The organism is Thalassotalea castellviae, from assembly GCF_031846185.1.
In the GTDB taxonomy this organism is placed as follows: Bacteria; Pseudomonadota; Gammaproteobacteria; order Enterobacterales; family Alteromonadaceae; genus Thalassotalea_H; species Thalassotalea_H castellviae.
The window spans coordinates 278,978-303,226 of the sequence record NZ_JAVRIF010000002.1 but is presented as its reverse complement, the minus strand read 5'-3'; the positions used below and the strand labels follow the sequence as shown (position 1 = coordinate 303,226).

Annotated in this window: 21 protein-coding genes; 12 read left to right on the top strand and 9 right to left on the bottom strand. The window is 37.9% G+C overall.

Going from position 1 to position 24,249, the window contains the following annotated elements:
* Nucleotides 1-7 precede the first annotated feature (7 nt).
* The 4 genes from RM573_RS05080 to RM573_RS05065 all read left to right on the top strand — a co-directional run bounded on the left by RM573_RS05080 (nt 8) and on the right by RM573_RS05065 (nt 3,424).
* Nucleotides 8-421, top strand: coding sequence for an ExbD/TolR family protein (locus RM573_RS05080; protein ID WP_311578178.1), 414 nt, complete (start codon nt 8-10; stop codon nt 419-421).
* An 8-nt stretch (nt 422-429) separates the two neighbouring features.
* The gene (locus tag RM573_RS05075; RefSeq protein WP_311578175.1) at nt 430-1,074 is read left to right on the top strand and encodes an energy transducer TonB; all 645 of its coding nucleotides are present in this window, start codon (nt 430-432) and stop codon (nt 1,072-1,074) included.
* A gap of 24 nt (nt 1,075-1,098) precedes the next feature.
* On the top strand, nt 1,099-2,385 hold the full coding sequence (locus tag RM573_RS05070) for a tetratricopeptide repeat protein (protein ID WP_311578172.1): 1,287 nt from the start codon (nt 1,099-1,101) through the stop codon (nt 2,383-2,385).
* A gap of 346 nt (nt 2,386-2,731) precedes the next feature.
* On the top strand, nt 2,732-3,424 hold the full coding sequence (locus tag RM573_RS05065) for a PEP-CTERM sorting domain-containing protein (RefSeq protein ID WP_311578169.1): 693 nt from the start codon (nt 2,732-2,734) through the stop codon (nt 3,422-3,424).
* Between the two features lie 215 nt (nt 3,425-3,639).
* Here the strand turns inward: RM573_RS05065 and RM573_RS05060 are convergent, their stop codons facing one another.
* A complete protein-coding gene (locus RM573_RS05060; RefSeq protein WP_311578167.1) occupies nt 3,640-4,530 on the bottom strand; it encodes a hypothetical protein in 891 nt (296 codons plus the stop codon).
* Nucleotides 4,531-5,340: 810 nt separating this feature from the next.
* On the opposite strand from RM573_RS05060, the gene RM573_RS05055 reads away from it, so the two are divergent.
* Nucleotides 5,341-6,225 carry an NAD(P)-dependent oxidoreductase gene (locus RM573_RS05055; protein WP_311578164.1) on the top strand — a complete coding sequence of 295 codons (885 nt, stop codon included), beginning with the start codon at nt 5,341-5,343 and terminating at the stop codon, nt 6,223-6,225.
* A gap of 421 nt (nt 6,226-6,646) precedes the next feature.
* On the opposite strand, the gene RM573_RS05050 is transcribed toward RM573_RS05055, so the two are convergent.
* Nucleotides 6,647-7,384 carry a FadR/GntR family transcriptional regulator gene (locus RM573_RS05050; RefSeq protein WP_311578162.1) on the bottom strand — a complete coding sequence of 246 codons (738 nt, stop codon included), beginning with the start codon at nt 7,382-7,384 and terminating at the stop codon, nt 6,647-6,649.
* A 312-nt stretch (nt 7,385-7,696) separates the two neighbouring features.
* On the opposite strand from RM573_RS05050, the gene RM573_RS05045 reads away from it, so the two are divergent.
* The 7 genes from RM573_RS05045 (at nt 7,697) to eda (ending at nt 18,992) form a co-directional block, all read left to right on the top strand.
* On the top strand, nt 7,697-10,996 hold the full coding sequence (locus RM573_RS05045) for a TonB-dependent receptor (protein ID WP_311578159.1): 3,300 nt from the start codon (nt 7,697-7,699) through the stop codon (nt 10,994-10,996).
* A gap of 109 nt (nt 10,997-11,105) precedes the next feature.
* Complete coding sequence (locus RM573_RS05040) at nt 11,106-13,361, top strand: polysaccharide lyase 6 family protein (RefSeq protein WP_311578156.1); 2,256 nt, start codon at nt 11,106-11,108, stop codon at nt 13,359-13,361.
* Nucleotides 13,362-13,397: 36 nt separating this feature from the next.
* Complete coding sequence (locus tag RM573_RS05035; protein ID WP_432280212.1) at nt 13,398-15,605, top strand: heparinase II/III domain-containing protein; 2,208 nt, start codon at nt 13,398-13,400, stop codon at nt 15,603-15,605.
* 10 nt (nt 15,606-15,615) lie between these two features.
* Nucleotides 15,616-16,014: a cupin domain-containing protein gene (locus RM573_RS05030; protein ID WP_432280211.1), complete on the top strand. Its 399-nt coding sequence runs from the start codon at nt 15,616-15,618 to the stop codon at nt 16,012-16,014.
* Nucleotides 16,014-17,309, top strand: coding sequence for an MFS transporter (locus tag RM573_RS05025; protein WP_311578149.1), 1,296 nt, complete (start codon nt 16,014-16,016; stop codon nt 17,307-17,309). The genes RM573_RS05030 and RM573_RS05025 overlap by 1 nt, the downstream gene beginning before the upstream one ends.
* Before the next feature lie 68 nt (nt 17,310-17,377).
* Nucleotides 17,378-18,316, top strand: coding sequence for a sugar kinase (locus tag RM573_RS05020; RefSeq protein ID WP_311578147.1), 939 nt, complete (start codon nt 17,378-17,380; stop codon nt 18,314-18,316).
* Between the two features lie 55 nt (nt 18,317-18,371).
* Nucleotides 18,372-18,992 carry a bifunctional 4-hydroxy-2-oxoglutarate aldolase/2-dehydro-3-deoxy-phosphogluconate aldolase gene (eda, locus tag RM573_RS05015; protein ID WP_311578145.1) on the top strand — a complete coding sequence of 207 codons (621 nt, stop codon included), beginning with the start codon at nt 18,372-18,374 and terminating at the stop codon, nt 18,990-18,992.
* A 122-nt stretch (nt 18,993-19,114) separates the two neighbouring features.
* Here eda and RM573_RS05010 read toward each other — a convergent pair whose 3' ends face one another.
* The 7 genes from RM573_RS05010 to RM573_RS17505 all read right to left on the bottom strand — a co-directional run bounded on the left by RM573_RS05010 (nt 19,115) and on the right by RM573_RS17505 (nt 24,236).
* Entirely contained in the window at nt 19,115-19,333 is a 219-nt protein-coding gene (locus tag RM573_RS05010) for a DnrP protein (protein WP_311578142.1), read from the bottom strand.
* 1 nt (nt 19,334) lies between these two features.
* Entirely contained in the window at nt 19,335-21,179 is a 1,845-nt protein-coding gene (locus RM573_RS05005) for a nitric oxide reductase activation protein NorD (RefSeq protein ID WP_311578139.1), read from the bottom strand.
* A 103-nt stretch (nt 21,180-21,282) separates the two neighbouring features.
* Entirely contained in the window at nt 21,283-21,525 is a 243-nt protein-coding gene (locus tag RM573_RS05000; RefSeq protein WP_311578137.1) for a hypothetical protein, read from the bottom strand.
* A 115-nt stretch (nt 21,526-21,640) separates the two neighbouring features.
* A complete protein-coding gene (locus RM573_RS04995) occupies nt 21,641-23,026 on the bottom strand; it encodes a cbb3-type cytochrome c oxidase subunit I (RefSeq protein WP_311578135.1) in 1,386 nt (461 codons plus the stop codon).
* A gap of 5 nt (nt 23,027-23,031) precedes the next feature.
* Complete coding sequence (locus RM573_RS04990) at nt 23,032-23,478, bottom strand: c-type cytochrome (protein ID WP_303448891.1); 447 nt, start codon at nt 23,476-23,478, stop codon at nt 23,032-23,034.
* A gap of 134 nt (nt 23,479-23,612) precedes the next feature.
* Complete coding sequence (locus RM573_RS04985; RefSeq protein ID WP_311578132.1) at nt 23,613-23,963, bottom strand: hypothetical protein; 351 nt, start codon at nt 23,961-23,963, stop codon at nt 23,613-23,615.
* Nucleotides 23,964-23,984: 21 nt separating this feature from the next.
* Nucleotides 23,985-24,236 (bottom strand): cytochrome C oxidase subunit IV family protein, encoded by a 252-nt coding sequence (locus RM573_RS17505; protein WP_432280210.1) that lies wholly within the window; start codon nt 24,234-24,236, stop codon nt 23,985-23,987.
* Nucleotides 24,237-24,249 lie beyond the last annotated feature (13 nt).

The following is a 24,249-nucleotide window of genomic DNA, read 5'->3' as shown; positions in this document are numbered from 1 at the left end:
TAAGAACATGCGTTCTCAATTATCAAAAGTGTTACAAGAGCAAGAAGAAGCTGAAGAAATAAATATGACGCCGATGTTGGATGTTGTTTTCATCTTATTGATCTTTTTTATTGTGACCGCGTCTTTTGTCAAAGAAGCCGGTATTGAAGTGAATCGCCCAGAAGCGGCGACTGCTGTTAAGAAAGAACGAGCAAATATATTAGTTGCCATTAGTGATAAAGGCGATATTTGGATCAATAAGCGAAAAGTCGATGTACGTGCTGTACAAGCTAATATCGAGCGATTAAAAGCAGAAAACCCACAAGGTACGGTAGTGATTCAAGCGGATCAAAAAGCCACGACCGATATCTTGATTAAAGTGATGGACTCAGCAAGAGCGGCCGGTGTATTTGACGTTTCTATTGCCGCACAAGAGGTTTAACAAAACCGATGAATACTAACTTAAACAATATTCGCTTAAATAATATCGGGCGATATGGCATTAGCTTCGCGTTATCTATTGCAGTTACGTTTGCCTTGCTGTGGAGTATGCAAGCACTGATTGCTGGTGGCAATGATGTGCTTACTGAAGCTCCACGTGGCAACGTGCTAGATTTTATTCGTCTGAAAAAAGAAGAGTCGATCGTGAAAAAAGATCGTAAACCACAAAAGCCACCGCAACCCAAACAACCACCGCCGCAAATGCAACAACCGCAAATGCAGCAAGCTAATCCTAATGTCAATGCCGTGAGCACCAACTTTACCGCACAAGTTGATACTGCGTCAGGATTAACGGGTGGAATTAGTTTAGGTAGTAGTGATGGCGATTATTTACCGATAGTAAAAGTTGCGCCTATATATCCTCGACGTGCTCAATCACGAGGCTTAGAGGGGTATGTCATTGTTGAATTTACCGTGACAAAAAATGGCTCAGTTCGAGATCCTATCGTCATTGAAGCACAACCTGAAGGGGTTTTTGACAGAGCGGCGCTTGATGCTGCACTTAAATTTAAATATAAGCCACGTGTTGTTGATGGTACGCCAACTGAAGTAGCCGGTGTACAAAATAAAATTTCTTTTGAAATTGATGGCTAAATAAAAATAAACGGAGGAAAACGAATGAAAAATTTATATATTTCAATGTTAGCTCTGGGAAGCTTGTACCTATTACCAGTGACAGATAACAATATTTCAGCAAGTTATGCCGCTGAGCCTGTTAAGCAATCGGTAAAAGTTCCGGCGATGCGTAATCGCGTATATGCGCAACTTGCCAGAGCGCAAAAGTTGGCAGATGAAGAAGGAAAGCAAGCAGGTTTAGAAGTACTTGGTGAAGTAGAAAACCGTATTGACAGCTTAAATAGCTATGAAAAAGCCATGTTATGGAATTTCTATGGTTTTATGCATTACGGCAATGAAGATTTAGATGCTGCCATTGACAGTTTTGAGAAAGTGATTGCTGAAGTTGCGATCCCCGAGCCATTAAGACTATCAACATTATACTCATTAGCGCAGTTATCAATGCAGCAGCAAAAATACCGTGAAACATTGACTTACCTTAAGCAGTGGCAACAGGTGAACACCAAAGAATTAACGGCAGATCAACATATCTTGTTTGCTCAAGTTTATTATCAAGACAAGCAGTTTGCGCCATCACTTGCGTCAATAAACAAAGCGATCGATGAAGCTAAGTCAAAAAATAAGCTACCTAAAGAAAATTGGCTAATTCTTCAGCGTGCGAATTATTATGAGTTAAAACAGCCTAAGAAGGTGACAGAAGTACTTGAGTCATTAGTTAAGTATTATGAAAAACCTGAATATTGGTTACAACTGAGTGGCATGTATGGTGAAATCGGTCAAGAAGCTAAACAATTAGCAGCTATGGAAACTGCATGGCAGGCAGGATATATCACAAAAGCACAAGATATTGTCACGTTAGCGCAACTCTACCGTTTCAATGGCATTCCTTACAAAGCAGCAACCTTGTTAGAAGAAACCATTGCTGATGGTCGAATTGTTGCGAATGAACGTCATTATGAAATGTTAGCGCAAGCGTATTTAGCCGCTAAAAATGATAGAAAAGCGATTCCTGCCTTAATTAAGGCCGGTGAAATTAATGAAACCGGTAAGTTTGACGCTCAACTGGCGCAAGCGTATCTAAACCTTGAAAATTGGCATTTAGCGATCAAATCAGCCGATAGTGCCCTGACAAAAGGCGGTATTGATCGAGTCGGAGATATGCATCTTATTATAGGAATGAGTTATTTTAATTTAGCACAGTTTGAACAATCGTTAGCGGCGCTAAAAGAAGCGGAACAAATTACCAGTTCAGCAAAAATGGCCAGCCAATGGTATAAATATGTTAAGCGTGAACAAGTGCAGCATAATCAATTAGCCATGTTAAATTAGATTGACACTTATTACTTATCAATCAATTTAAAGTTACTTGTGTAGAAGAGAAGTTAGTATTCACTTTTCTTCACAAGTAACGGCGATGTTCATCAAGTTTTCTCACTTCTCACGCTTTCACAATATCTACTTAAATTCATTGATTAATCAGATAATTAATTCACCTAGTGTCGATTAATTTTACAGTATCTGTCTTTGTGCATTCCACCTAACTTTTAAGTTATTGTAAATTATATATATTTGCTTTTTGGTATATTCTTTGTATTAAAGTACAAAAAATCAAAGTAATTATTTAAAGTGACTCTCTAGTTTGTTGTTTATAAAGGGAGAAAATGAGGGGAAATAAATGAAATTTAATTTTATAAATTCAGCAATAGCAGGCACGGTGATGATATTAAGTGGAGCAGCTAATGCTGGCTTACTTTATGATCAAAATTTAGTCAATGGTGTTCACTTTGGCTCTGGTAACCAAAATGGCAGTTTTACTGTTGACACAAATAACGGTATTGAAATAGGTATTCGTGGAAAATTACGTTTTGATGAAAATAATAATCCTCAGCCTATATATAATAGTAACGGGGATGGGACATACTCTTTTGCTAATATAGCACCGCCGTCTGGTTTTGGCTGGGCTCCAAATGCCTCGACCACTTCCATTTGGAGTTGGGATTGGAGTATCGACATTTCAGGCACTCAATTTGAGTTTGGAGAGTTGAGTTATTTAATGGAGATTGATTTTGATCCTTCAGCGTCAACCAACTTTTTATCTTTTGATCCAATTAACAGCCCCAACGATAATGCTAACTCAGGAGCATCACAACAAAACTCTTGGAACATGGAGTTTTTTGACGGACCTTTAATTTATAATAATACTGATATTGGCGTATACACCATTAAACTTTCAGCATTTGACGGTTCTACACTGTTGGCCTCATCAAGTATTGATATTATCCAAGGTGTTGAAGTACCAGAGCCTTCAACTATCGCGATCTTTGCATTAGGATTGATAGGTTTAGCCTCGCGCAAAATTAAACAATAACTGGCTTTATTTAAATTCAACAAGCTAAAAAACACTAGTTTTAAACCTAGTGTTTTTTATTTCAACTGAATTAAATATTTAGTGTTGGTAAGGGGGAATTGTTCAATACTTTGCTTTTCTTTGCCAATAAAAATCTTGCTCATCAATAACAAACCGCAATCGTATAATTTAGTTTGTCGCCAATTTTTCCAAAGGTATTCATTACCGTTAATGTTTTACAAGTAATTTTTATACCAATATAAGTTTTCCTTAAGCACCGCCTTATCGGTAAAGTTTGGATTGGGGATTTCAATAATAGTGCGATTTTTCAAATCCGCTCGTTTAATATCTTCTTGATAATATTTATCTAAGATGGTTTTTAATTCACCACTGACTAACAATTTCTCTAAGCCTATTTTTAACCGTTTTGCTAAACGGGGCTCAGTTTTAGACACGTAAACATAAGTCACCATAGGCAAGTAGAGGGCGATGTTAGGCTCAATCACGACATTGGTTAAATGTCCTTTGCGAATGTCTAATTCATCAAATACTTCGTAAATAGCGCGTGGTAAGTAGTCAAACCGCTGCTTATTTAACATTAAAAATAACCCTTCAAATGTATGTGACTTAACTAAATTCATTTCAAGTTCAGTAAAAATTTCAGTCGTCACCCAACTTGATTGTAACCCCGCTGTTAGCTGACTTAATTGCGCAAACGTTTTTACCTCTTTAAATACAGAAAGTTTATCTTTATTCACTAAAAGTAATCGGTAACTAATTAAACCAAGACGTAGTGGTATCTTTATCGGAATTGCGTATTCATCCCATTTTGAATTACTAGGATTAATGAATGTGTTGAGAATTTTACCTTCTTGAATATACTGCCGCGCACGATCAGGGGTTATATCAACTTGTAAAGTTTCAAATTGATAGTCGCCAAATTCAGGCTCTGTTATTTGTAGTGCACGCAAGATGACTTCATCTTTATGTAACGTTCTTTTTTCATGGCCTTTTAAAGGTTTTAAAAATCTAACCGTATCGGTTGCATAAACTTTTATCGGTAAGCCAATTTGTATTAGGCAAAATAAAGTGACGAGTAAGATTTTAAATAAAGAATAAATAGTCATTTTCTTTTCTGAACACTGATATTTCAAGTGTAGACCTACTTTTTTTAAACACCAAAACCCATTTTTCATTGTTTAGTAATAAAGTTAACGAAATAAAATAGAAAATGCTCTGTGGTAAAATAGAGGTTCTTACCAATTTAGTGTTGCGTACCAGCAAAGGTTTGTTTGCATTTAACCGTTACAAATTGAAGAAATTGCATATTAAACACTTAGCATTAGCCGTAGAAGAGTCTAATAAACTTGAATCAAGCGGATATTTAATTAACGGCTAATGTAGCAATCGAGTAGGGCTAAGTTAACAGGTTACTTATCTTCTGTGCTGATTGAGCCATAAAAGCTCTGAATAAAAAATCGACTTTTACATTGGCTAGTCAAAGAAGCCTATTAGTCGAGGAGCCTTCTAATGTTTTTCTTTCTTAATGAAATGTTAATTTTGTCATGCAATTAAACCTTCTAAAAGGTGGTTTTAAATTATTCGTTATTTTGGTAAGTAATATTTATAAAATTGGTTGACAATAACTCTTTGCATTGGTTAGTATTGTTTCGGCAGTTTGATAACAACTTAATCAGCAATATCAAACTCAGCATAATTTAGAATTTAGAGAAGTAGTTTCACAAGAGTAGTCGTTATCATTTTAATGGCATGGTTTTTAAAACTGCTTCATAAAAAATTAATGTTCTGATTATTATTATTAGACATTGATCTGAGTATTAATTAAGTAATTGTTTTGATTTGTAAAAAGCCTTAATTAATAAAGTGAGCATTTCTCATACTCAGATAAACAAACAGCAAATATTTAGGAGTTAAACATGACAAAACCTACAATAGGTTTCATCGGCCTTGGTCTTATGGGCGGTAACATGGTTGAGAATCTTCAAACGCGTGGATTTAACGTAAACGTAATGGATCTAAATAAAGATGCTGTTGCAAAGGTGCTTGCTCGCGGTAATGCTACAGAAGTATCTTCTGGTAAAGAGCTTGCTGAGAAGAGCGATATCGTAATGCTAGCGCTAACGACATCCGCTGTTGTTGAATCAGTTGTCTATGCAGAAGATGGTATTTTAGCCGGTATGTCTGAAGGTAAAACCTTAATTGATTTTGGTACGTCTATTCCCGCGTCTACCCGTAAAATTGGTGCTGACCTTGCTAAAAAAGGTGCTGGCATGATTGATGCGCCACTAGGTCGCACTCCTGCACACGCTAAAGATGGTTTATTAAACATTATGGCTGCTGGTGATATCGAAACTTTCAATAAAGTTAAACCAGTACTTGACGAGCAAGGTGAAAATGTTTTTCATCTTGGTGCGCTTGGTGCCGGTCATACAACAAAATTAATTAATAATTTCATTGGTATGACAACGGTGACAGCTATGTCACAAGCGTTCGCGGTAGCTAAAGCTGCAGGGGTTGATGGTCAACAACTATTTGACATTATGTCTGCGGGTCCTTCTAACTCTCCATTTATGCAATTTTGTAAATTTTATGCGGTAGATGGCGATGAGAAATTAGGTTTTTCAGTGGCAAATGCTAATAAAGACTTAGGTTACTTTAACCAAATGGTAAAAGATTTAGGTTCAGAATCGCTTATCGCACAAGGTACTTCTGCAAACTTACAAGCAGCTGTTGATGCTGGTTTAGGTCAAAATGATGTACCGGTAATTTTTGACTACTTTAATAGTCAGTTAGAAAAGTAGAAGGTTAAAATCCTTATTTCTGGAGTCATGAATATATTTCAGAACTAAGGTGATTTAGGTGCTCGCGTACTATAAAAACTGATTTCGATGTATTTCAGTAAATTGTTTAGATGATTAGAATTAAATGGATTTAATTTTGTTATAGCCTCTCATTGAGAGGCTTTTTTTATGCTTTTTTCGCACAGTGGTATTTGACATTTTAGTGTTATCTCAAAAAATATCGACAGGATTGATTCGCTTCGTTTCCTGGCAATATTAGACGTTTCTTAGTGAAAAGTTCGCAAAAGGAGGCGTTAGTAAGTTAATACTGACAGGGATAAACTACAATTGCCTAGAGAGCAAAGTGTTATAAATAGTTGTTAGGCCGCGTTAACGTTGAACTTAAAATGAAAACGAGGAAAGTAAGAGCTTAATAGAATGATTAAACTCTTGGTACTAGATTTTCAATTGAATAAAGACCGCGCTTTTCACTATTTTTACGCTTTATTTCTTCCAGAGCTCTGGTTTCTTCAGCGTCAAATAACTTATTGATTAAGCGGTTAAAATGACCATGCATAGCGTGTCTAGCTTTGGTAGCGTCGCCAGATTTCAGTGCTTGATAAATAGCGCGATGTTCAGCAATAGTTTGAGAATTACTCTTGCTACAAACACTATCATAATCACGGATAATTTCTTGAGATGAACTTCGTAGCGCCCATAAATTTTGTACGGAGGCTATCATTGCGGCATTACGAGTTGATGATGCGATAATGTTATGGAATTTTTTATCTGCTTCTGGGATATCTTTACCATTTTCCATATCCACAAGTGTTTGATGCAAATCAGCAAGCTCTGGTTCAGTGATGGTTGTCGCACTTAGTGCTGCCACTTCCCCTTCAATAAGTGCTCTGGCTTGTGTTACTTCAAAAGCATTGACTTTGTTTTTAGCTAGGGTGGTATTTGCAGTATCAAGTACATATACCCCAGAGCCAGTTTTTACTTCAACTTTCTCTCTCGCTTCAAGGGCAATAATAGCTTCGCGAACGGTTGGTCTACTTACCTGAAAAGACTCTGCTAATTCTCGTTCTGGCGGTAAGCGGCTGCCTGCAGGATATTCACCGGCATTAATAGACGCTTCAATTTTATCAACAATTTGCCAAAACATACGACGGTTAGCCATGATAGTACCTTCTTATCTCTGAAATTCTATTTTCACAACAAAGACACATAATATCGCCATAGATCAACATTGGCAAAATATATCTGTTCATTACCTTGCTTAAATAAGCATTACATTACATATTTTTAATACCATGTAAAGACTACAATAAATTATTGGTAATAACAAATAATATTGAGTAAGAAGTAATTGGTCAAATGAGTGGTTGACAATCTGATGTTGTATTGGTTAAATTTAGTCAATAATGCTGTTATAAGTAAATTACGCAGCGAAATAAAATTAAAATATAAAATTTAACTGGGGGAGATGAACGTGAAACTTAATAAAATTAGTAACGCTCTAAGAAAAAACCGAACATTTATTGCAAGTACTGCAATAACTGCTTTGCTTGCTGGACCGGCTCATGCCTTTCAAGAAGCAGAGCAAAGTGGTGATGATGCAACAACGATAGAAGTAGCGAGCAAAACTGGTGAAATAGAAGTTATTGAAGTGCGCGGAATGCGAGGCACTATGACTCGTTCACTAAATGAAAAGAAAAATACAACGGCTATTGTTGATGCCATCGCAGCGGCAGATTTTGGTGATTTACCGGGCTTGTCTCTTTCTGATGTTATTGAAAATGTTTCGGGTGCCTCTGGTCATCGTTTAAAAGGTAGTCAAAACGAAATTTCAATTCGTGGTCTTGGCTCTTATTGGGGCTACGCTACGTTTAATGGTCGAACTATTACCAATGCTGGCCCTGGTCGTGCAGTTAACTTTAAAAAATTCCCCTCTAGTTTAGTTGATAAAGTTACTATTTATAAATCACAACAAGCTAATTTAGTTGAAGGTGGTACCTCAGGTACTATCGAAGTGGGTTCGTTACGTGCCGTTGATTACGGTAAAAGCAAAACCACGGTAGAAGCACAAGTGGCAAATAACAGCTATTACACTGCGGCTGATAACCAATCAGAATGGGGTAATAAATTTACCCTTTCTACCGTGCAAAGTTTTGAAACCGAATCGTTTGGCGATATGGGTTTCAGTTTAGGTTTTGTACAAAGTAATTCTGCCAATCCAGAAGAAAACTACGGTAGTAGTACCACGTTAGCCGCTTGTAGTTTTAGAGCCGCTGACGGATCTCCCCTAACTACTAACAATGGCGATAATGAACGTTGTGGTGATCGTGATTTAAATAGCAGCAATAACAATATGCCTGATAATGACTCTATGGTAAGTCCAGGTCGTTCTGCTGATTTAGTGACCTTAGGTCCAAACGCTGATCCTGATAGATTTGGTGTTAATGGTGCGGATCATTTAGCGAAATTTGATCCCGATTCAATTTTCTTTATCCCTGATGATTCATATTGGCGTACAGGCCATGATGAAGATGAACGTCGTAATATAGTCGGTACTTTCCAATGGGTACCTAATGAGCAATGGGATATTAATATAGACTACGCTTCTTCTCGTCTTGAATATACAGAAAATCGCATGGAGCTCGCTCAAGAGCGCGGTAAAAACTTAAATCCAGATACATTAATTATTGATGATCACGGTAACCTTATCTATGAAGAAGGTGAAGGTAAACTGACGCTTCAAGGTGAAAACCGTTATCAATTAGATGAGTACGATGGCTTTGGCTTAAATGTTGATTTTGAGCCTAATGATAACCTTGTACTTTCATTTGATGCTTCTTACTCAAAATCTTATCGTTACCGTTTACGCCAACGAGCGAAATTCCGCCATGAATCAACCACTGCGTATTCATTAGATTCTCGTGGCAGTGTACCTAAATTGTATCTCGGTGATCACGAACAAATTGAAAACGCCAACTTCTTCTATACATCACAAGGTGGCACGTTAGTCGAAAACCCGAATTACGGTGGCGCAGCTTTTGATGTTAGCGATATGGCTAGTTTCATCGGCAGTGATGGCGGTGCTTATTTAGAATATGGCCGTGAGAACGATGAACGTGAAGATGATATTTGGGCGGTAAAATTTGATACTCAATATTCTTTTGACGATTACAACATTTTCTCATCTATAGAAGCAGGTGTTCGTTATTCACGTGAACACTTATATGATTACTCAGGTATTCAAACCGCATTTAATGTAGATGACGGTTCTCGACGTCCTATTGACGACAACTGGAATTCAGATGATCATGTTGATAGAGATGGCGCAAATAATGACTTTGACAGCTTATATCCTGATGAGCATGCGCAAGTTACGGCCGCGGCAGCTGCGTGTGGAGATAATGGTCATAGCCTTGAAGGATTTATGGCGAATTCTGGTGGTGCAGCCGACGCAGGCAATTTCTTAACGTTTGATGCCCAATGTTTAATTGGAGCTTATTTAGGTCAAGTGGGTTTCCTAACACCAGGCGGTAACAACCCGAATATTGGTTATTACGATATTGGTGAAGATCCTGATAAACGAAGTGGTCAGTTAGTTGATGTTCGTGAAGATACTACGGCTTTATATGCAATGGCGTGGATTGATACTGAATTTTCGGGTATTCCTGTCACAGGTAACGTAGGTTTACGTTATGTTAAAACAGAAACTAGCTCTAAATCTTGGGGTGAGAAAGCGATTTTAACTCAATCCTTTTTAACGGATGATCCCACGACGCTTGATATTGATGAAACAGGTCTTGAAACGTGGAATTACTCTTCAGAAACCGGTGAAGTCTTTTTAGAAGATGACTACTCAGAATTCTTACCTAGCCTTAACCTTACGTTCCACCTTAATGACGAAGTATATTTAAGAACTGCTGTCTATCGTTCAATGTCTCGTTTTGCGATGAACGCTATGTCTGCAGGACAAAACCTTACTGACTGTAACTCTGCTGATACCAGTGAGAGTGCAACATGTGATAGCTATGATTCACAATTAGTCTCGGGTTATGCACAAGGTAATATGATGAATCCATTTACCGCGACTAACTATGACCTTTCTTTAGAGTGGTATCCTAGTTTAGATATGGCGGTAACCTTAGCCGGTTATTGGAAAAACTTCACTGGCGGCACTAAGTTAGTGATTGAAAATCGTGTTCCTACAGTGACAAATGTTGCGGCAGACGGCACAGTAACGGTTGGTGAATATTCACATGAAATTCCTTACAGCGTGAATCAAGTGGCTGAAGATGAATCAACCATTAAAGGGTTTGAATTAACCTTCCAAAAGCATTTTTCTGAATTGCCTGGTATTTGGAGTGGTTTAGGGATTAAAGGGGCATGGAACCATGCGGTTTCGGACTTTAATTCTGAAGAACCTGCTAACTGGGGTATTAGCCCAGATGCAAACTTAATGGGTTTTTCTAAAAACGTAGCTTCAGGTTCTATTTACTGGGAAGGTGATAGCTTGTCTATGCGTTTAATGTATAAATATCGTTCACGTTATTTCCAACCAAACAACTTACCTTTTCCTCATAAAAGTAATCGTTGGGTAGAAGATAGCGACTATGTTGATGCGGCGATTAAGTACAAAATCAACAAGAGAGTTTCAGTATCGTTAAAAGCACTGAACTTATTAGAAGAAGCACAAGTGATGACACGTGGCCCTGGAACAGTATCTGATTACTCTTTCTCTGGTCGTAAATTCTTCCTAGGTGTTAAAGCAAGCTTTTAACCTTAGCTTATATTGAAAGTTATCAATCAATTTAAGTGAAATTGGAGTTCTCTTTTGCGGAAGTAATTGAGAACTCAATATTTTTAAGTAGGACTCTTTTGAGGTAATTATGTACAAGTCTAAAATTTTTCAATCGATATTTTTATCAAGTTTATTATTATTGGTCACTGCTGCTTGTCAGCAAACAACGGCAAAATCATGGTTAGTGACTACCCAAGCGGAATATCAAGCTGCCCTTGATAAAGTATCAGCCGGCGATGAAATTGTTTTGTCTGATGGTACATGGAAAAATTTTGAGATCTTATTTAAAGCTCAAGGTACTCAAGAAAACCCAATTACTTTAACTGCGCAAACTAAAGGTAAAGTATTTTTAACGGGTCAATCGAACTTGAGATTGGCGGGAGAGCATTTGATCGTTTCAGGTCTAGTGTTTAAAGATGGCTATACGCCAAGTAGTGCTGTTATTGAATACAGACAAAATAAAAATAATTTAGCCTATCACTCTCGAGTTACCGAAGTAGTGATAGAAGATTATTCCAACCCTGATAAAGCTGAAAATGATTATTGGGTAAGTTTATACGGGAAACATAATCGTTTTGACCATAGCTATCTAGCGGGTAAGCGCAATAAAGGCGTAACCATGGCGGTGCGTTTAAACACTCAAGAGAGCCAAGAAAACTATCATCAAATTGATCATAATTACTTTGGACCACGCCCTATATTAGGTTCAAACGGTGGTGAAACACTTCGCATTGGAACCAGTCATTATTCGTTAAGTAACTCATTTACAAAAGTTGAGAATAACTATTTTGATCGATGTAACGGTGAAGTTGAAATCATCTCGGTTAAATCAGGAAAAAATCAATTACTTAATAATACCTTTTTTGAATCTCGCGGCACATTAACCTTACGTCACGGTAATGGTAATGTCATTGAGAATAATGTTTTCTTTGGTAATGGAGTTGACCATACTGGCGGTATTCGCGTGATCAACAAAGATCAAATCATTCGTAACAATTACATGGAAGGATTAACGGGTTACCGCTTTGGCAGTGGTTTTACTGTGATGAATGGTGTTCCTAATTCTCCTATCAATCGTTATCACCAAGTAGAAAATGCTCTCATTGAAAACAACTCAATGGTGAACGTTGATCATATTCAATTAGCGGCAGGTAGCGACGCTGAACGTTCAGCAGCACCGTTGAATAGTAAAATACAAAACAACTTAATTTTTAATGAAAATGGTCAACAACCTTTTACCTTGTTTGACGATGTTTCTGGTATTGCCTTCAAAGGTAATATCACTAATAGTAAACCATTAGCAGAAATTGCTGAGGGCTTTCAAGTCAAAGAATTACGCTTAGAGCGAGCTGAAAATGGCTTGTTATATCCTGTTGGCGAATCGATTGGAGCGGATAAAACGATACAACCAATCGCTAAGTCAGCCACAGGACCAAGTTGGTATGCTAAAAATGTCGAAGAAACAGCGTTTGGTTCAGGAAAAGAAATTCAAGTTAAAGGCAATGGCGACGATTTATTTGATTCTGTTATCGCGGCGGAAGATGGTGATGTTCTTGTACTTGCAAAAGGCAATTATAACGTAAGAAAAACCCTGAAAGTTGCGAAAACTTTAACGGTGAAAGCCGCGAAAAATACTGACGTAGTCATTACCTTTGAGCGTGGCACCTTGTTTGAAATCTCTGATGGTGGCAGCTTAAAAGTTGAAAACCTGACGATTGATGGGGTTAATAGCCCTGACTCTTCTGGCAATACTTTAATAAGAACCCAAAAGTGGGGCATGACTCAAAACTATCGTTTTGTGATGCACAATAGTGTCGTGAAAAATTTAGACATTAACCACTCATTTCACTTTTTTGAATCAGGTAAAGGCGCTTTTGCTAACTTAATTGAACTAAACGGCAATACCTTTACTAATATCACCGGTGATCTTTTACGTCTTGATAAAGAAATAGAAGACTTAGGTATTTATAATGCCGAATACGTGACACTTGCAGATAACCGTATTGAAAACGTATCTGGTGCATTAATTAAATTATACCGTGGTGGAACCGATGAAAGTACTTTTGGTCCACACCTGAACATGTCGAATAACCAATTAACCGCCATCGGTGAAGGGAAAAGAAATAAAACTAAGGCTAGTTTGTACTTACATGGTGTTCAAGTTACGAATATAAACAACAACACGGTGGTTAACAGTGCGCCGATTAAAGTTGAGCACACGGTGGGCGAGCCGAAAACCAGTATTGCAAATAATCAACTTTCACAAGCGGTGAGTGTCGTTGAACTTAGAGTCGAAGGCCCGCATACCGCTGAACTTTCTGATAATAAAATTGTAAATAAGTAGGGCTTTCTAAGCATGTTATTGGCTTTTTTCAAAAAAATGAAGATTCATTTGGCGCTTGCTGTCGTAGTTTGTTGGTCTGCACTATTTAGCATAAATAGTGTGGCGAGCGATACGCCCAATCTTGTGATCAGTCATACTGATGTACCTGCAATGAAAAAAGCCTTATCCTCGAAAGGACGCTTTACTGAGGCTTTTGAACAAGTTAAGGCTAAGGTCGATTCTCAGATAACGCAAGCTATTAATATTCCGGTACCAAAAGATTCAGGTGGCGGTTTTACGCATGAGAGACATAAGAAAAACTATCGCTTGATGTATGATGCGAGTATTGTTTATCAATTAACGCAAAACAAACGTTATGCCGACTATGTGCGTGACATGCTACTTAGTTATGCCGAGTTATATCCTACCTTGCCTTTGCATCCGAAAAGAAAAAAAGGCAAAACAAATCCAGGCAAACTATTTTGGCAAAGCTTAAATGAAGCCGTTTGGTTAGTGTATACCAGCCAAGCATACGACATGATTTTAGCGTCATTAACTCATGCCGATAAAAAGAAAATTGAAACGGGCCTTTTTCGCCCAATCGTTAAGTTCTTATCTGTTGATTCGCCAAAAACATTTAATAAAATCCATAATCATGGCACATGGTTAACTGCCGCCGTCGGTATGACTGGCTATGTTTTAGGAGAGCTTGAATGGGTTGAACAAGCGCTTTATGGTTTAGATAAATCTGGAAAAGGTGGCTTTTTAAGACAGTTAGATGAATTATTCTCACCAGAAGGTTATTACAATGAAGGGCCTTATTATCAGCGTTATGCTTTGATGCCTTTTGTTACCTTTGCCAAAGCGATCGAAAACAATCAACCAGAGCGAAAAATATTTGCTTACCGTAATGGCATTATTTTAAAAGCTATTGATACCACAATTCAGCTGAGCTACAACAAATTGTTCTTCCCAATTAACGATGCGATCAAAAGCAAAGGCATTGATACCATTGAGTTAGTGCATGGGGTAACTATCGCTTACGGTTTCACCCAAGATACTGATTTACTTGATATTGCTAAGCAACAAGAGCAAGTCATTTTAACGGGAGATGGTCTGAAAGTTGCACAAGCATTAGATGATAATTTAGCAACACCTTATCCATTTAAGTCCAAGGCGTTTGGCGATGGTGCCGATGGTAAACAAGGCGCTTTGGTGATCATGCGGCAAAAATCTCATGACAAGCAAGCATTGTTATTTAAGCCGGCAGCACAAGGATTGGGGCATGGTCATTTTGACAAATTAACCTGGCAATTTTATGACAAAGGTAATGAGATTGTTTCTGATTATGGCGCTGCACGCTTTTTAAATGTCGAAGCAAAATCGGGTGGAGGTTATCTACCTGAAAACAAAACGTTTGCTAAACAAACCGTTGCGCACAATACCGTCGTAGTAGACGAAACTAGTCACTTTAAAGGTAAGGTGAAAACAGGCAATAAGCATCATCCAGAATTATTATTTTTTGCTAACAATAACCAAGGATCAATTAGTTCAGCTCAAATTGATACGGCTTATAAAGATGTTTCATTAACAAGAACTATGGCATTAGTGAAACTGCCTGAAATTCATAAGCCTCTTGTTATTGATATTTTTGCAGTAAACAGTAGTGAAAAAGCGCATCAATTCGACTTACCTTTACATTATCAAGGTCAATTAATTGAAACCAATTTTCAATTAAATGCTCAAACGCAATCTTTATCTGCGTTAGGCAGTAAAAATGGCTATCAACATTTATGGCTAACGGCAAAAAGTCTCCCTGAAAAAGGGTTAGCGAAAATTACGTGGTTAAATGAAAATGGCAAGTTCTATACCCAAACCTCGCTAGTTGACGGTGAAACTGAAGCGTTATTTACCCGAATAGGCGCCAATGATCCTAATTTTAATTTACGCAATGAATCAGGGTTTATCTATCGTAAAAAATCGGCGAAGCAACACCGCTTTATTAGTGTGTTAGAACCTCATGGTCAATATAACCCAGCGAAAGAATTTACTTTAGCGGCTAAATCAAGCATTTCGTCACTCACTCATCAGATCCTTGGTGACATTGAGTTGATTGAAATAGGGGTTAGCAATGGGCAAAGTTATTTGTTTGCCTTTAATCGTCAGTTAGCAAATAAAACGAAAAATACATTTACATATCAAGATAACAATTTTAGTTTCAATGGCCAATTTAAGCTGTTCAAACTTAGTAATAAAGAGAAGTGAGGAATTAATTATGAGTCGTAGCGAACACTTTTTAAGTGGTGAAGAAACTGAAATCGAAGATATTGGTGGTGGTTTAAAACGTCAAATGTTAGGTTTTAATCATGAACTAATGGCGGTGAAAATTTGGTTTGAAAAAGGCGCTATTGGTTATAATCATGCCCATAGACACTCACAAGTGACTTATGTCATTGAAGGGGAGTTTCACTTTAATATTGATGGTGTGACGAAAATCATGAAAGCAGGGGACAGCTGTTTAATTCCCCCTTGGGCTGATCACGGTGCTACTTGTCCAACCGGTGGTATTTTAATTGATACGTTCAGTCCACCTCGTGCCGATTTCCTTCCTGAAGGGACTTTCGATAATATTGATATAGATGAACTTAATCGCAAACCTGAGGGGATAGAATAATGCAATTAAAAGGCTTACGTTGGTGGGTGATTGCATTAATCGCTTTGGCCACGGTAATTAATTATATAGATCGTCAAGCACTAAGTGTGCTTTGGCCTGATATCGTAGAAGATCTTTTCCCGGATGAAACGGCATTAGAGCGTAAACAAATCTATGCCAATATCACGGTTGTTTTTATTTTTTCTTATGCGTTTGGTCAAGCTATTTTCGGGAAGATTTTTGACTGGGTTGGCACTCGAATCGGTTTCGTTTTATCAATCGGTGTTTGGTCTATAGCAACTGCGTTACATGCATTTGCACAAGGTATGCTAAGTTTTAGCATTTTCAGAGCGATATTAGGTGTCGCTGAAGCAGGTAACTGGCCTGGCGCTACAAAAAGTAACGCGGAATGGTTCCCTTCAAGAGAACGCGCTTTAGCACAAGGTATTTTTAATTCTGGCGCGGCAATTGGTGGTATTATTTCAATCCCGCTTATCGCCTACATGACGGTGTTTTTTAGCTGGCAAATGATCTTTGTTGTTATTGGTTTAATTGGTCTTTTATGGTTGATCCCATGGTTAATTTTAGTGAAAGCGCCACCTAAATCACATCCTTGGATCACCGCAGAAGAACGTGAATATATTCTTACTGGTCAACGCAGTTCAGAAAATGCACCTTTGTGTGATGAAGAAGAATACAGTCCATCAACGGGTGAATTACTTTCTCGTAAACAAAGTTGGGGGGTTATTATCGCCTCTGCAGCCATTGATCCTATTTGGTGGCTATTTGTTGCGTGGACTCCAATCTACTTGAACGAAGTTTACGGTATGGACGTTAAATCAATTGGCCTTTACGGTTGGGTCCCTTATGTTGGCGCAATGTTTGGTGCTTGGTTTGGTGGGCTTCTTGCTCAAAACCGCATTAAATCGGGTTGGACTGTGGATAAAACACGTAAACTAACGATTAGCTTAGGTTGTTTAATTATGCTTCCTGCGTTATTAGCAATGGCAAACCCAGGTGGACCAACAACAGCGGTATTGATTATGGCGGTTATTCTGTTTGGTTTCCAAACCTCAATTGGTAACGTACAAACTTTGCCAAGTGACCTTTACGGTAAAAAAGCCGTAGGGACGTTAGCTGGTTTTTCTGGCATGGCGGCAAAACTTGCGGTAGTTGGTTTAACCTCATTAGTGCCAATTTTAACGGCAGACGGTAATTATACCACCGTATTTGCGATTGGTGCATCGTTAGCAGTGATAGCTATGCTGGCAGTTTGGGTACTGATCCCAAAAATCGCGCCATTAAAAAAACTATAATAGTTGATGGCTTTTAGCCATCAACCCTATTTAATTAAAATTTAAATAAAGTGAATAAGGCTCTGTAAATGAAAAACATTTTTCTCTTTGGTGAATGTATGATTGAGTTGATGACCGCGTCAAATGACGCGACATCCAATATGTTAAAACAATCATTTGCTGGAGATGTTTTTAATACCGCTGTGTATCTTAAGCGTACTTTCCCACACGTGAAAGTACGTTTAGTAACTGCCGTAGGAAAAGATAATTTTAGTCTCGATATGATCAAATATTTTGAAAGTGAAAATATTGATACTGATTTAGTGTTTCAATCGGAGTCTAAAATTCCAGGGTTATATTCTATTCAATTAGATGATCAAGGTGAGCGTAGCTTTACTTATTGGCGCGAAAATTCTGCGGCGAGAACCGTGATGGATTTTATCGACGAGTCGGCAACGGACATTCTAACTTCTGGCGATATGTTTTTCTTTAGTGGCATTTCTTTAGCGGTAATACAACCTGAAGCGCGAGCGAGTTTTTGGCAAAAATTAGTACAACTTAAAACTGCTGGGGTAAAAATTGTATTTGATCCTAACTATCGTGCTCGAATGTGGAAAGACAAAGAAGAAACTATTCAAGCTTATGAACAAGCGTTTAAGTTAGCGGATATCGCATTACCTGGCGTTGAAGATTTTGACAGCTTATACGGTATTAACAGTGTTGAAGGCGTGATTGATTTTTGCCAATCGTACGGGATCTCAGAATTAGTGGTGAAAAATGGGCCGGCATCTGTGATCACAATATTAGATGGTGAAAAAGAGTTACACCAAGTGACGCCAGTGAAAACTGTTGTTGATACAACATCTGCAGGCGACTCATTTAATGGGGTCTACTTAGGAGCTCGTCTAGCTGATGCTTCAATTGCGGAGTCTGTTGATAAAGCCTCTAAGGCTGCGGGCTTTGTTATTCAACACAAAGGGGCGATTGCTCCAAAAGCATTATTTAATGACTTTGTTCAGCAACTTTAAGATGATTTCTTGATTATCTTATCTAAATTATTGATAAAAATTTACAGGTATTTATATGAAATCATTTAAAGAATTAATGGCATCACAAGTCTTGCTACCAATTGTGCAAGCAGATACACCAGAGCAAGGTATTGCCATTACCGAGGCTATGGTTAAAGCCGGTTTGCATTTAATTGAAGTAGTATTACGTACGGAAGCTTCTTTAGAGGCTCTAAAAGCAATTAAACAAGCCTTTCCATCACTAATTGTTGGTGCTGGTACCATTACATCTAAAAAGATTTTACAAGGGGCTAAGGAAGCTGGTGCTGACTTTATTATTACCCCAGCGATTTCAGCAAATTTATTAGCAGAATTAACTGAATGTGGTTTACCGGTACTACCGGGGGTTTCGAATACTTCAGATATTTTATTGGCGAATGAGTTTGGTTTTAATGAATTAAAACTATTTCCAGCCTCATTATCTGGCGGTGCACCCTTTATAGGCGCAATGTCTTCGATATTTCCAGATACGAGTTTTTGTCCAACGGGCGGAGTTAATCAGGAAAATAAGGAAGATTACCTTAAGTTAGGTAATTGTTTTGCCATTGGTGGTAGTTGGGTTGCACCGAAAAGCTGGGTAGAAAATGGCCAGTGGGATAAAATTACCGACGCGTGTAAATTAGCCAATCAAAGTTAAAATCATACAAGATAGATATTCACGAAAAACCGTCTGTTTAGGCGGTTTTTTTTATACTTGGTTTTAACGGGCGTGATGTATTCTCGCTTGTTTTACGTCTTATATATTTTTCAGGAATAAATTTATCTGGGTAAATAAAAGATCATCACTAAACAAAAAATAACTACAAACCAGAATAAAGGGAGAAAACGTTTTTTTCTGGCGCTGGTACTATTGGGAGTTTCTTTACTTAGCGGCATGCCACAGTTAATACAGTTTCCATATTCTTTTGATGTCTCTTGCTGAACGTCAAGACGGTTTATCGACTGGCAAAACAAGCAAGTAATCATTTTATTTGACATATTAATGACTCGTTAATTGATGATATAGCTGAGGCAAACGCAAAGGCAGCTGCGAAGGTTTTAAAATAACGGTAAAGCCATCACTACCAAACAAATAAGGTAGGTAGTCTTGTGCTTCTACATCAATGGTTATACAAAATGGCTTGATTCCGAGTTTTATTGCTTCTTTAACCGCCTGACGTGTATCTTCAATACCAAACCTGCCTTCATAATAATCAATATCATTGGGCTTACCGTCAGTTAAAATCAATAATAGTTTTTGACTGTTTTGTTGTTCGTGAATCACCTGAGTGGCTTGACGAATTGCAGCCCCCATGCGGGTGTAAAAACCAGGTCGGATCGCTTGAACTCGGCCACGAATGTCATCATTGTATGTTTCATTAAAGTTTTTTAATAAACTAAATCTTACATGGCTTCTTTTTACTGAAGAAAAACCATACATAGCAAAATTATCTCCGACACTGTTTAATGCTTCAGCAAATAACATCATCGAATCTTTAACGACGTCTATGACCCGGTTTTCATTATCAAGGTATGCATCGGTAGACATGGATAAATCGGCTAACAACAAGGTCGATATATCGCGATTATTGCCTCGAAAACTTTGATAGAGTCCTTTTTCTTGAGTGGCAGATATTTGCTTTTCAACATGAAAATCTAACCAGGCATTTAAATCTAATTCTTCACCTTGGGCTTGTCCTTTCAACCAATAACGTAGATTACGCATCTGTTCAAATTGACTTTGAATGATTTTTGCTGATTTTTGCAATTTTATTGGCAGTTTTTGTGGCATGGCACCTTTTGGGAGCATAGGTTGGAGCAAACAACGATCCGCTTCGAGTTGCTGTTTTTTATAATGCCACTCTGGCAAGGAAATGCCATCCCCTATGGGAAAGTCATCTTCTGATGCGGAAGGGAGGTCAAGATCAATTTTTATCGAAGCACTTTTTTGGTTTTGTTGTTGAGATAATGAAATTTGGTCAAGATCTTCTGCAACGCTCTGATACTGTTCATCTTCTTCTTCGGTATCGTCAGTCCCTCTGTCTAATTTTGAAAACTCACTCCATGAAAACATGCTTTCTAAACGAAAAATCATCATGCCATCTCGATTTTCTGGTGAGTCAATACGCTCAGCTTTTTTTCTACTAGCGGCACTCTTAGCTAATGGTTTCGTTTTTTCTTTCCCTTGCGCTAAGTCATCTATCTCTTGGTACTCAGGTAAAAGTTGAGGATCAACATGCGCCGACGGGTATAGCCACAAATGGACCGCTTGCGGGGCAAAATTAACGATCGGAAAATGACTGACTGAACCTGGAGATAATATCGCCTCAATGATAGACTTTTCCATGGCTTGTTCATTGTCTGGGAGCTTGCCAAAAACTGGTCGTATATCAACCGTCGCTTGTGCTAATCGTTGATAACGCGGTTTCATGGCTGGATATTTTTTGAGTACCTTCACAACTAAACGTTGATTATCATTAGCCCAATGCTGAAATTTTCCATGATGATTAGCAGCAAGAACCGCTAACCATATATAAAGGTCATAATTTAATTCAGTGGAGGGAAATACGGCTAAAGATTCAGGTAATCGAAGGCTATCTTCGTCTTGCCATGCCAAACTAATTTGTTTGTTTTCACCTGATATTTTTTGAAGAATAGTGCGTCTGACAAGATAATCACGAGGTGTTGCGGCTTCCACACGTTTAATATCTTCACCGCCAAGTGCGCGATAAACCATACCGATAGATTTACTGACTTGTGAAAAATTAACTTTAGCATCAGCAAAACTTGTGCTTGCTTTACGCGTGATATATTTATGCCAAAGCTCGCCAACCCACTCTTCCATAAAAACCTGTTAATTAATCAGTAAAACATGTGATCACTGTAACAATAAGTAAAGAAGATTTATGTGATATACATCAATAGTGAGAGGATTTTAGCGGCAAAAATTATTTTTTTATTGTTAAATCTGGTAAGTCGCTATTGCCGATGGTGTGAAGTACTAACCCGACCATAAAAAAGAAAAAACTGGTGGCACCTAGACTGGCTCGCATCACTTTTTCTTCTGCATCAACCATCAATAAAAAAGCTGCGCATGCGATAGCAATTAAAATAGCAACATAGCTAATAAAAGTCGCTACTTTTTGTAACTTACGTTTCTTTGTCCGTTTTACGGGTAATTGATCATTCATTGTCTCGCCTTCTACAGTAAAATTTAAAGTAAAGCATTGATATTCCATGGCTTAATGAAAAATTTAACTCAAACTCAACTGATGAGCTTGAGTTAAATTATAAGCGAACAATGATTTAAGCGGTTTTTTCTTTGACGAAGAAACTTCTAAAATATGCAAGTAACCCGATTAAGAAAAACACCCCTGCTATTTCACGTAACCAATAAAAAATAGACAGTTTGTCTTGTGTTGCCATAAAACTTAAAGCTTCACCTGTTTCTGGTAACCGTTGTAACCACACTTGTAATACCCCAGCACCGGTTAAGAACAGTGTGATGAAAACCATAGCGACAGTCATTAACCAAAAGCCCCACATTTCCCATACTTGTGCACGATTACAGTTGGCTTCGCCAATACCGCGAATCTTAGGCATTGCATACGAAATAATCGTCATGACTATCATGGCGTAAGCGCCGTAAAAAGCCATATGACCATGAGCTGCGGTAATTTGTGAACCATGTGTGTAATAGTTTACTGGTGCTAATGTGTGTAAGAAACCCCATACACCTGCGCCTAAAAATGCCATTACTGCCGTACCTAAAGCCCATAAAGTAGCGGCTTTATTCGGGTGTTCTCGACGACGACGATTCACCATGTTAAAGGCATATAGCACCATAGCAAAGAATGGTAATGGTTCTAACGCTGAGAAAATAGAGCCTACCCATTGCCAATACTCAGGTGTAGCTAACCAATAGAAGTGATGGCCTGTTCCTAAAATTCCGGTGATTAGTGCCATAGCGATAATGACATATAACCATTTTTCAATGACTTCGCGATCAACACCCGTCGTCTTGATTAAGATGAACGCTAATATTGCCCCCATGATTAATTCCCAAACGCCTTCAACCCATAAATGAACAACAAACCACCAGAAATATTTATCTAGGGCAATATTCGCCGGGTTATAGAAAGAGAATAAAAAGAAAACCGCTAGACCAACTAAACCAGTTAAAAGCACCATATTTATTACTGTTTTACGGCCTTTTAATATGGTCATACCTATATTAAATAAGAAGCCCAATGCAACAACAACAATACCTATTTTGGTAATGGTGGGTTGTTCTAAAAACTCACGTCCCATCGTTGGGAAATATTCATTGCCTGTGATATGCGCTAACGTTGAATAAGGCACTAATAAGTAACCTAATATAGTTAACACTCCAGCTGCCGCAAAAACCCAAAATAAGGCGATAGCCAGTTTAGGACTATGAAGTTCTGTTTCAGCTTCTTCAGGTATTAAATAATAAGCTGCGCCCATAAAGCCAAATAATAGCCAAACAATCAGTAGGTTAGTATGAACCATACGTGCAACGTTAAAAGGAATAGCGCCAGCTAAAAAGTCGCCAACAACATATTGTAACCCCATGATCAGACCAAACAAGATTTGACCTGCAAATAAGATTAGTGCGAATACAAAATAAGGTTTTGCAACGGCTTGAGATTGAAATTTTAAAGTACTCATCTTACTTACCCTTCATCATTTGGTGGCCAATCATTAACGTCCATTTCTGCTGTAAACTTCAGAAACTCAGCTAAATCATCAATTTGTTGATCATTTAAATGAAAATTAGGCATTTGGCGACGACCAGGAATATTGAGTGGTTGTGCGTTCATCCAACCTCTCATGAAGCTTTTGAAAGCATCAATATTTCCACCACCGCGGCGAATATAAACATTACCTAATTCAGGCGCGAAATAGGCACCTTCACCAATTAAAGAATGACAACCTACACAATTGTTGTCTTCCCATAACGCCTTACCCCGCGCTACAGACTCGGTAAGATTGACACGATTGTCTCTCTCTGGCATTTCTTTTGTTGTATGGAAAGTGAGGCTCAAAAATATTAAGAAGAAGAAGACACTTCCCCCATAGTAAATATTCCGAGCCATACCTTTCGTAAAGCTTTCTGACATGGTATTTCCCTTATTAATTCGTAATAAAAGCTACTGAATAATAAACGGCTCTGGAAATACTTAACTTGATGGAAATCAAGTTTTTAGGAATGTGTAAAATTATGTTACGAAAAGGAGATTAACTTTGCGCTATATCAAAACAAAGGCAGCTTTTTTGCCATCGCACGAGAGATATTAAGCATGCCCAATAACACCAATAAAGCATGAATAGTAACGAAGTAGACTAGCATTACCATCACGGAAGCTTCAAATTCACTGCCACCATACACAACAATCAGCGGTACTAAAACCAGTAAAACTCCAGCAATAATTGATAATTGAATAGAGCGGTATAAGTGAATGCGATGCCAATCTTTTGGGTGCCTATTTTTGTTAAAAAGCCACAACAGCAACAAAAAAGATACCCCAGGTAATAATAATAAATTCGTCAAGTATAATGCTTGATAAATAGTCGCGGAATGTAAAGTGTTTTTTGTCTGTGACATAAACCATACTCCGTTTTTATACTAAATGAGATAAATTATTGAAATAATTAAGGGGATTAAAAAGGTATAACTTATCAATAATAATCGCCAAAAGGTAGGGGCCGTTTTTAATTCCATAAAAACATCGACAATTTGTTGACCTTTGATAAAAACTATTAACATGACTACGATGATAAATAACTGAATATTATCGATAAAATCACTCGCAAATACAGATATACATGTTAGGCATATTAAGCTTAACCAACTGAGAATAATTTGTTTTCGAGTCATAGTTGCTTGTCTC

What these genes read in the sequence shown, in the direction of transcription:
- RM573_RS05005 (WP_311578139.1), bottom strand. Translation starts at nt 21,179, where the DNA reads ATGGAAGAGTGGGTTGGCGAGCTTTGGCATAAATATATCACGCGTAAA.
- RM573_RS05070 (WP_311578172.1), top strand. Translation starts at nt 1,099, where the DNA reads ATGAAAAATTTATATATTTCAATGTTAGCTCTGGGAAGCTTGTACCTA.
- RM573_RS04995 (WP_311578135.1), bottom strand. Translation starts at nt 23,026, where the DNA reads ATGAGTACTTTAAAATTTCAATCTCAAGCCGTTGCAAAACCTTATTTT.
- RM573_RS04985 (WP_311578132.1), bottom strand. Translation starts at nt 23,963, where the DNA reads ATGTCACAGACAAAAAACACTTTACATTCCGCGACTATTTATCAAGCA.
- RM573_RS05075 (WP_311578175.1), top strand. Translation starts at nt 430, where the DNA reads ATGAATACTAACTTAAACAATATTCGCTTAAATAATATCGGGCGATAT.
- RM573_RS05060 (WP_311578167.1), bottom strand. Translation starts at nt 4,530, where the DNA reads ATGACTATTTATTCTTTATTTAAAATCTTACTCGTCACTTTATTTTGC.
- RM573_RS05055 (WP_311578164.1), top strand. Translation starts at nt 5,341, where the DNA reads ATGACAAAACCTACAATAGGTTTCATCGGCCTTGGTCTTATGGGCGGT.
- RM573_RS05020 (WP_311578147.1), top strand. Translation starts at nt 17,378, where the DNA reads ATGAAAAACATTTTTCTCTTTGGTGAATGTATGATTGAGTTGATGACC.
- RM573_RS05050 (WP_311578162.1), bottom strand. Translation starts at nt 7,384, where the DNA reads ATGGCTAACCGTCGTATGTTTTGGCAAATTGTTGATAAAATTGAAGCG.
- RM573_RS17505 (WP_432280210.1), bottom strand. Translation starts at nt 24,236, where the DNA reads ATGACTCGAAAACAAATTATTCTCAGTTGGTTAAGCTTAATATGCCTA.
- RM573_RS05065 (WP_311578169.1), top strand. Translation starts at nt 2,732, where the DNA reads ATGAAATTTAATTTTATAAATTCAGCAATAGCAGGCACGGTGATGATA.
- RM573_RS05080 (WP_311578178.1), top strand. Translation starts at nt 8, where the DNA reads ATGCGTTCTCAATTATCAAAAGTGTTACAAGAGCAAGAAGAAGCTGAA.
- RM573_RS05000 (WP_311578137.1), bottom strand. Translation starts at nt 21,525, where the DNA reads ATGAATGATCAATTACCCGTAAAACGGACAAAGAAACGTAAGTTACAA.
- RM573_RS05035 (WP_432280212.1), top strand. Translation starts at nt 13,398, where the DNA reads ATGAAGATTCATTTGGCGCTTGCTGTCGTAGTTTGTTGGTCTGCACTA.
- RM573_RS04990 (WP_303448891.1), bottom strand. Translation starts at nt 23,478, where the DNA reads ATGTCAGAAAGCTTTACGAAAGGTATGGCTCGGAATATTTACTATGGG.
- eda (WP_311578145.1), top strand. Translation starts at nt 18,372, where the DNA reads ATGAAATCATTTAAAGAATTAATGGCATCACAAGTCTTGCTACCAATT.
- RM573_RS05010 (WP_311578142.1), bottom strand. Translation starts at nt 19,333, where the DNA reads ATGTCAAATAAAATGATTACTTGCTTGTTTTGCCAGTCGATAAACCGT.
- RM573_RS05025 (WP_311578149.1), top strand. Translation starts at nt 16,014, where the DNA reads ATGCAATTAAAAGGCTTACGTTGGTGGGTGATTGCATTAATCGCTTTG.
- RM573_RS05040 (WP_311578156.1), top strand. Translation starts at nt 11,106, where the DNA reads ATGTACAAGTCTAAAATTTTTCAATCGATATTTTTATCAAGTTTATTA.
- RM573_RS05030 (WP_432280211.1), top strand. Translation starts at nt 15,616, where the DNA reads ATGAGTCGTAGCGAACACTTTTTAAGTGGTGAAGAAACTGAAATCGAA.